An 8,456-nucleotide genomic window follows, 5' to 3' on the forward strand; every position below is an offset into this window, starting at 1 on the left:
CGGCCGGGATACTGCCACGCTGCAACACGTCCGTGGCGCGCCGTTGTGTGACACGCAACACAGGTGTTGTGTGTTCGTTTCGTAGTTTTGACCTCGTTTCGTAATTTGCCGATCAAAATACGAAAAATTACGAAACGCTCTACCTGCGGTTTCGTGATTTCCGCAAACGAAAAGAACAAAACTACGAAACACGCGATAACGCTGTGACCTGCATAGACACGTCACATTTCGGCGGTGTTTCGTAATTTTGCGGTATTTCGACCCAAACCTTTTAAGAGAGAGACACAGACACGCATTGCAGGCACATGTCTACGACACAGAGCGTCCTCGTTGAGGGCACGCTGCAGGGGTTGCAGCTATGTGACACGGGACACAATCGCAATCAAGGTGTCTCTTCTTATTTAGATTTTCTTCAAAAAGTGGAAAAATTACGAAACGAAAACCATTTACGCTGCTCAACGTATGTTTTTGTGTTTCGTAGTTTTGTTCTTTTCGTTTACGAGATTACGAAATGACCCGCAAATACCTACCGTGACCTGCGGTGATGTGTTTCGTATTTTTCTGCGTAATTTCACGTCGCCCGAAGCAGACACCCTGCCGTGTGCTTGCTGCAGGGCTGCGGCCGTCCCTCCATGTGGAGCGTCAGTGTCGATGCTGTAACTTAAACGTACATACATTTGTGGCGCTCTCGTTACGTGTCTGTGCATTGCCGAGCTCTTTACTGTTGTGTGTGGGCGCGCAGCCGTAGTGTCCGTGCCACTCCGAGTAGGGCGCGTCGTACCCCAAACCCATGTTCAATTAAATTCCAATCCAGAGAGGTCTTGCACTGTTGCGGTGCGGTTGTCTTCTTTCTCACCGTATTGGACCCTGCGAAATTAATTGGATACGATAGGCCCATGTTGATTTCAGGTTCCGTTTTCATGCGGCCGCTCACCAGCCGCTAAGGCGGTTTTCTCCCTCCCGCAGGTTAGAAACCGCTCCGGTCCTTTAGCCGGGCGGCCATTTGCCATGCCCGGCTCCGTTTCAACTCCACGGAGCACACCTGATGTCTACATACGGATACGGCCGTCACGAACATGGCCAAAATTTTCTCACAGACCACAAGATCATCAACTCCATCGTCGATCTTGTAAAACAAACCTCCGGCCCCATCATTGAGATCGGGCCAGGAAGCGGTGCCCTCACTCACCCGATATCCCACTTGGGGAGGGCAATAACGGCAGTTGAGGTAGACGCAAAACTAGCTGCCAAACTCACAAAAAAGACCGCCTCGGCGTCGGTCGAAGTGGTCCATGATGATTTCCTCAACTTCCCGTTACCCGCCACTCCCTGCGTCATTGTGGGAAACATTCCCTTTCACCTCACCACTGCCATTCTTCGAAAGTTGTTGCATGCGCCGGCATGGACTGCCGCTGTACTCCTCATGCAGTGGGAAGTCGCTCGCCGCCGGGCCGGGGTAGGTGCAAGCACGATGATGACAGCTCAGTGGTCCCCATGGTTCACGTTTCACCTTGGTTCCCGAGTACCAAGGTCTGCTTTCCGGCCACAGCCAAACGTTGACGGGGGGATCTTAGTGATCCGCCGGGTGGGTGACCCGAAGATCCCGATAGAGCAACGCAAAGCCTTTCAGGCGATGGTGCACACCGTTTTCACCGCCCGGGGACGCGGGATAGGGGAAATTCTCCGAAGGGCAGGGTTGTTTTCATCACGTTCAGAGACACAATCATGGTTGCGCTCGCGAGGAATCGACCCCGCAACCCTACCTCCCAGATTGCACACCAGCGACTGGATCGATCTCTTCCAGGTGACTGGTTCCTCTTCACCGCGCCATCGGCCCATTTCACAATCGGGAAGTAGTCAACGCCCTCCTCAACGGAAAAATCGAGGCTGGCGGCGGTAATCCCCCCACCACCAAAACCGAAATCCACCAGTAGTAGTGAACGACCCATGTTCGTCTACCGTGAGCCGCGTTATGGCAGTGACGTGTTCTCGTCGGGCACAGTCATAGTTCCCGGCGTTGCCAGCGACAGGGTTCTACACCCAGCAGCGGGACCGATCAAAATCACCCGCACGGGGAACGACCCTGCTGGTGGTTTCGATTTTGATGAAAGCGAGGAGACATAGCCCCTCGCCAACTCCCCGTAGCTGGCGAACAGTAGCTCCTGGCGCTGGCGCTCGTTGGTGAGTTTGCGTGCCACATCGAAAGCCTTATCGACTTCCCGGTCCAAGTTGTTGTGAGCCTTGAGCAGAATTGGGTCCATCGATAACGGGTTGTAGTGCTCCGCGAGTGACCGCTGGGGGTGCCGCTCGCGTGCCCGCAGCACCAACTGTCCAGCGTCGATGATTCGCTGCTGCGCCTTCTCATCTAGTTCACACAGAGCTGGTCCGCAGTTGTAGCTCCCGATGTACTCCGAAAAACGGAAAAAATAAATAGTGGGGATACATCAACCTTCCACTTTCCATTCTTCCGGCTCAGAGTATTGAGGGGTCTGGGACCGGGTCCGTAAACCCTTTATGTTTTTCGCGCACAGCGGTTTTTAGCGACGCACCCTATAGGTTTTCCGCAGAACCTATATGTGTTTCTGTGCACCCCCATATGTTGTCTGTTTCTAGCGGTATTTCGTTGTACTTTGCGCATCGAATAGTTATTTATCGACGACACTCCGTCGAATTCAAGTTCAATGTGTAGTTCCTGGACAGGGTTACTTTTAGTTGTAATCGCATTTTGGCCCGTAGTCGTTTGAGTGTACTTAAATAGACGCAAGTGCCTCACACTCGGTGCCCACACTCGGCCGAGCCTGCACTAGTCTGCTATGGGTGTCGCCATACGGCATCCCACGTTGAAAGTGATCTCGGAGGTCTGATGTCGCCTAGACCTGGCGGAGAAACAGACAAGCTTGGAAATAGGTACGAGCTCGCATGGGCTATCCGCCATGCCTTATATTGCATCGTCGACGATAGACGGGCGTTGACTGCGGAAGACATCGACGCCGAGCTAAATCGAGGTTCCGAGTTCACTTACGACGACGGTCTCGTTACCGAAGTGCACCAGTTAAAACGACAGAACGGCACTAGTAACAGTTGGACAGTCAAGGCTCTCGCCGATCAAAAGATCTTCGAGGCGGCTGCGGAGCATGTGGCGGCGGGCCGAAGTTACCATTTTGTCTCCCTGGTGCCGTGCCGGCCCTTACAAGAATTGTCCGATCGTGCTCGCAAGTCAGATGATCTAACGAGTTTCACCGACTGCTGGCTTTCTAAAGAGCTAACACCGGTCTTTAACCAATTGGCGGCGGCCGAAATCCTGGGCAATCCCCAAGTGGCCTGGAACACACTTCGCGGAATGCGGTTCTTAGTTCAAGATGAACTCGACATCGTCCGCACGAACAGTATGCTTGCTGTGTGCAGTCTGAGGGGAGCTAGCGGCGACCTCATATCTCTTGCTATAGGGGATATCCTTCTCGACAACCTCGGTAAGCGGTTGACTCGAACTGAACTTTTTGCTCTTCTCGCTCAAAGGGGCATCAAGCCACTGGAACCTGGGTCGCATCTGACGTCGCACCAGCAGGTGTTTAAGATCACGAAAAGCTGGCGTCAGTCCGTTGAACGTGAACTCTTGCAACCACCGATTAAGCGTGCAGAGGCCGCCCACCTAGTGGAGGCGCTTGATAAATATCGGATCGGGCTCGTCGCAGGTACGGCGGGAGGTGGGAAGAGTTCCGTTCTCGAACAAACTGCTGCCGCTCTTGAATCGGCTGGTGCCGAGGTGCTGGCGCTACGATTGGACCGATGTGGTCCGTTCGCGTCGACTGTCGAGTTGGGGCATCAGTTCGGGTTCGAAGTCTCTCCCGCAGCCGCTTTGGCGAGGGCGGCTGACGATCGCGACGCCTTCCTGATTATCGACCAACTCGACGCGGTGAGTCTTGCCTCCGGACGTATGCCGGAGAGTTTCGATGTCGTTATGGATCTCATCGACGAAGCACTGTCAGTGTGCGGAATCCGTGTTGTTATGGCATGTCGCCAGTTCGACATCGATAATGATCACCGTATCCGCGCATTTGCGTCTCGTACCGACGTAACAACGGTGGAAGTCGACCGATTGTCGAAGGAGGAAGTCGAAGCGGCAGTGACAAGAATGGGACTCGACCCAGCGCGGTTAAATCCATCACAACTAGCCCTTCTGCAGACGCCGCTGCACCTTGTACTCCTGCAAACGATTTCGACTCAGGCTGACGCGCTGGCCTTCCATTCGCGCGGATCGCTCTTTGAAGCGTTTTGGGAGCGCAAGCGACAAGCAGTGCGTTCGCGGCGAGTGAATGTCAGATTCAACGACGTGGTCAGTCGGATCGCCAACGCTGCAAGCGATCTGCAAGCGCTGTCTGTCCCAATCGAGATTCTGGACGATGAGGACCTTATTGAAGACGCCAACGTCCTCGTTTCAGAACACTTGCTTGCGCAAGACGGCGGTCGCATCGCGTTCTTCCATGAAACGTTTTTCGACTACGCCTTCGCACGTCTGTGGGTGTCACGCGGGGAGTCACTCGTTGACTTCCTTCTCCGTGACGAGCAGGCACTTTTTCGACGTGCCCAGGTTCGCCAGGTCCTGCAACATCTCTACGAGCGAGCGCCGGATCGTTTCCATACCGAGGTCGAATCAGTACTTACCGCTAACGACATCCGATTTCACATAAAGGAGACAGTCCTTGCCGTCGTAGCTAATCTTCTTGCGCCGACGACTGCCGATGCCGAAGTGATGGTCCGGATCGCCGCGGGACATCCGGGCTTTGAAGACCGGCTCTGGCAGCAGTTGAGTAGACCACAGTGGTTCAGGCGATTCCTTGAAGATGGTCAGATTGCTGCTTGGCTCGATGGCCCGAACGAGGGTATGCGGAGTCCCGCGTTGAATATGATGGCTAGTGCGGTCAAAGAGCACCCGGTATCGATCGCAAAGCTGTTAGGGGACCGCAAGGCCCAGCCGGAATATCACCGCTGGTTGCGTTGGGTCAGCCGTTTTTCGGATGTCTTTCAGAACCGAGATTTGTTCGATTTGGTGCTCGAAGGAGTTCGCGAAGGCGCCTACGATGGGGCACAGCATGAACTTTGGCTAACGATGCACAACCTGCCTAAGCACGAACCACTTTGGGCGATCGAGTTGTTGCAGGCTCGGCTGATCGATCACGGGGATGCCCTGACGCTTAACGAGGAAGGCAAGGTGACTGTGCTCGGCATGCGAGAGTACAGCGCCGCCGAACTCGTTAGGTATACCGCACATGCTGAACCGTTGGCATTCGTGCTGGTCACGGTGCCGTATCTCCGACGAGTCATGGCGAGGACCGCGATCGAGCCTGGCGTCGACGGCCTGATTCGCGATCTGCACTTCAGCTTTCGCATCAAGGACGATGACCTCGGCAGCTACCGGCTTGATGACATCCTGCTGGCGGCGGCGGGCCGAGCGCTGGAGAGTGTGGCAAAGAGCGCCCCTGAGGAGATCCGGTTCCTTCTCGAGGAACTGGCTTCCGATCCCTACGACGGATCGCAATTCTTGCTCTACCGAGCATTGTCAGCGGGCGCAGAGCATTTTGCCGGGTGGGCGGCGAGTCTCTTGCTCGAAGGCGGACGTCGTCTCCGTTGCGGCTATATCTCCGATTCCCTATGGGTTGCACGGGAGCTTGTCCTGGCGATTGCACCACACGTGTCCGACGAAATTCACCAGCGGCTCGAGAAGTTGTTTCGAGATTTGCCCTGCGAGTGGGGGAGTAACTGCGGCTCGGGACGCTCGGCTTTCACGTTTCTATCCGCCCTGGAAGAAGCGCGGCTTACTACGGTCGGTCAACGACTCCTCGGGGAATATCGACGGAAGTTTGGGGAGGACGCCCCCGCAGAGCCACAGGGAATTACCGGTGGTTCCATCGGTTCGCCGATCGGCCTTGGTGCCGCAAAGAAAATGAGCGATTCACAGTGGCTGAGGGCTATGTCAAAGTATGACACTGACAAGACGAATTGGGCGACCTTCACCGGCGGAGCCCATGAATTGTCCAGCGTGCTGGGCAATCAAGTAGCCGCAAACCCCGAGCGCTTCGCTAGGCTGGCGCTGCGGCTGTCCCCAGAGTTCAATGCGGCTTACTCCGGTGCGATGCTTAGGGGCTTTGGCGAGGCCGATGCGAGCGATAGCACCGCGCCGCTGATCTTCGACGCTGTCCGTCACATTGCTTCGCTGGGACAGGCAGAAAATGATCGGTGGCTCGGGATGGCACTACAAAAATACTACCGCGAAGTGCCGCTTGACCTGGTCGAACTGGTTAGAGACAGCGCTGTGCACGCGCTGGATCCGGCCGATTGTTCTCCTGTGATCGTTCGGGATGGAACGGACGCACCAAGTGCCGTGGATATGCAATTGAACGGCATCAACACGGCACGAGGGAGTTTGGCCGAAGCTCTCGGCGATCTTTTGGTCACCGACAGTGACGGCAAGAGAACTGCACTGGTCGCGCCATATCTCAACGCGATGGCCGGCGATCCGGTACTCAGTGTCCGTTCGTGCGTTGCCTACACCCTCGCCGCCGCGCTACGGCATGCTCGCCCAGAGGTCATGAGGGCGTTCTCAACCCTGATCAATACTGACGATCGTCTCCTCGCCGCCGGATCTGTTCAGCATTTGATGGTCTACATCGGCAACGTGAATCCCGAGGTTATAGATCCGGTAATTCAGCGCATGTTGGCATCGGATGATGCCGAAGCTCGTGAGGCTGGTGGCGCTGTCGCGGCGTTCGCGGCGATGGAATGGGACCGCCCCGATCTTATGAAACAAGCGCTGTCGGGAGACTTTCACGCTCGAAAGGGCATCGCTGAAACCTGTGTTCAGTGTGTCGATCGCACTTCGAATGTCGAACTGGCCACGGCGACCCTAACCCGGCTTATGAACGACGAGGCGGATGGGGTGCGTAAGGAAGCGGCTACTGTGGCGCTTCACCTCCGCGAGCAACCGCTCCAGCCATTCGTTAAACTACTCGCGGCTTTGATCGACTCGCCGGCTTACGAACACGCCACGCCCCAGTTGCTGGTCACGCTACAGTACGCGCCGGATAAGGTCGATGAACTGGTCTTGAGGGCTGCAAAACGGTTCGTCGATGTCTTCGGGCACGATGCCGCGGACATTCGCACCGGCGCAGCGGGAGATGCGCATTACATCAGTGAACTGGTGGTGCGTGGGCTAGCGCAGTGCCGGGATCGTACCCACCGAGCGGAGTTGCTCGACGTTTTGGACTCTCTCTTAGAGCTTGGCGCGTACGGCATCAGTGAGGCCATAACGGATTCAGAGCGGTTATAACCGATAGCGCTCGAAAGGGCCGCGGGTTTCATTGGAGCCAATGTCTCCTGGCGGGAGAGGTTGATCCGATTCGTAACGTGGTCGAGTTCAAGTTCAACGTGTAGTGCTTAACCCCTGCGATGAACTCTTTGATCCCGGGACGTGATGAGGACTGGGGCTATTGTGTTCCCCCGAACGCTACGGCCCGGGGACACGAGGCTGTGTCGCAGGTGCAAGCGAGAGGACCAGGAGCGAAACACAGACCGCTGAGTCGACGCAGTCACGGTAAAGACGGAGCCGTCTAGGCGGTGCTCGAGGTTGCGCGAGATACGGTGACGCTGGGCGTCGGTAAGCGATGCGCATTCGGCGACATCGATGGAAAGCTGGACTTTGCCGTCCGTCGTGTTGACGCCCTGGCCGCCTGGAGTCGACGATTTCGCGAAACGCTCCGCGAGATCGGCGGCGGCGATGACCGCACCGTCGGGGATCCCCGGGCCGGGCGCTATGGTCAGGTCGTTCATGCCGCCCAGCCTAGGTGCCTACAACACTTTCTCGTCTCGGCGGAAGCGGAGACCGCGTCGCGACGGCCGGGATCCAGCCTCAGTATTATCCTCGTCACCGGTTGATTCGAACGCTTTTTGCTCCTCCTTCTCCCGTCGGGCTTCGATTTCAGCGGCCTTCGCAAGCAGCCGGTCTTCGTTCATGTCGCGAATTTTCTCGGTGGCCTTCTGCGCCTGTTCCACCGCAGACTGACGGGCGCGATTCGCAGCATTGACCGTGTCTCCCGCTAGCGACATCACAGATTGTCGCCAGCCCTGGACCTGGAGACGTTCCGCATCCTCCACATTCATCCGCACATGCTGCGCGAACGCGCTGATGATGTCGTGAATACTGTTCGCGTGTGCGGTGATGTGGCGTGCGCGAATCGGGTTGGTCACCCAGACCTGATTGCTCAGTTTGGCTGCATCGCGGATGGCTGAATCCATCGCGAGCAAACGGCGGGTGGTCGATTCCAATCTATCCTTGCGCGCTTCGACGATTCCTTCCCGCTCCGCCCGCCGCGATGAACGGCAGGCCGCAGCAGAGCAGCGACGGAAGCGCGCAGCATGCCAGCAAGAGCAGCCCGGTCCCTGCAGCGACGACGGGACTGGCG

4 protein-coding genes and 1 pseudogene are annotated in these 8,456 nt (G+C 56.7%); 2 read left to right on the plus strand and 3 right to left on the minus strand.

The genetic code is table 11. The features are described 5' to 3' along the window. Positions 1–1,045 precede the first annotated feature (1,045 nt). Entirely contained in the window at positions 1,046–1,900 is an 855-nt protein-coding gene (erm, locus tag F4V54_RS09340; protein WP_150386958.1) for a 23S ribosomal RNA methyltransferase Erm, read from the plus strand. Positions 1,901–1,970: 70 nt separating this feature from the next. Here erm and F4V54_RS11785 read toward each other — a convergent pair whose 3' ends face one another. Beyond that, positions 1,971–2,324 carry a type IIL restriction-modification enzyme MmeI gene (locus tag F4V54_RS11785; protein ID WP_016423158.1) on the minus strand — a complete coding sequence of 118 codons (354 nt, stop codon included), beginning with the start codon at positions 2,322–2,324 and terminating at the stop codon, positions 1,971–1,973. A gap of 539 nt (positions 2,325–2,863) precedes the next feature. On the opposite strand from F4V54_RS11785, the gene F4V54_RS09350 reads away from it, so the two are divergent. After that, on the plus strand, positions 2,864–7,324 hold the full coding sequence (locus F4V54_RS09350; protein ID WP_150386959.1) for an NACHT domain-containing protein: 4,461 nt from the start codon (positions 2,864–2,866) through the stop codon (positions 7,322–7,324). A gap of 107 nt (positions 7,325–7,431) precedes the next feature. Here F4V54_RS09350 and F4V54_RS09355 read toward each other — a convergent pair whose 3' ends face one another. Together F4V54_RS09355 and F4V54_RS09360 are read right to left on the minus strand one after the other, a co-directional pair. After that, a complete protein-coding gene (locus tag F4V54_RS09355; RefSeq protein ID WP_150386960.1) occupies positions 7,432–7,824 on the minus strand; it encodes a peptide chain release factor I in 393 nt (130 codons plus the stop codon). Positions 7,825–7,842: 18 nt separating this feature from the next. After that, positions 7,843–8,456, minus strand: a pseudogene (locus F4V54_RS09360) (hypothetical protein); the annotation flags it as partial.

The organism is Corynebacterium tuscaniense (assembly GCF_008693065.1).
Taxonomy (GTDB): domain Bacteria; phylum Actinomycetota; class Actinomycetes; order Mycobacteriales; family Mycobacteriaceae; genus Corynebacterium; species Corynebacterium tuscaniense.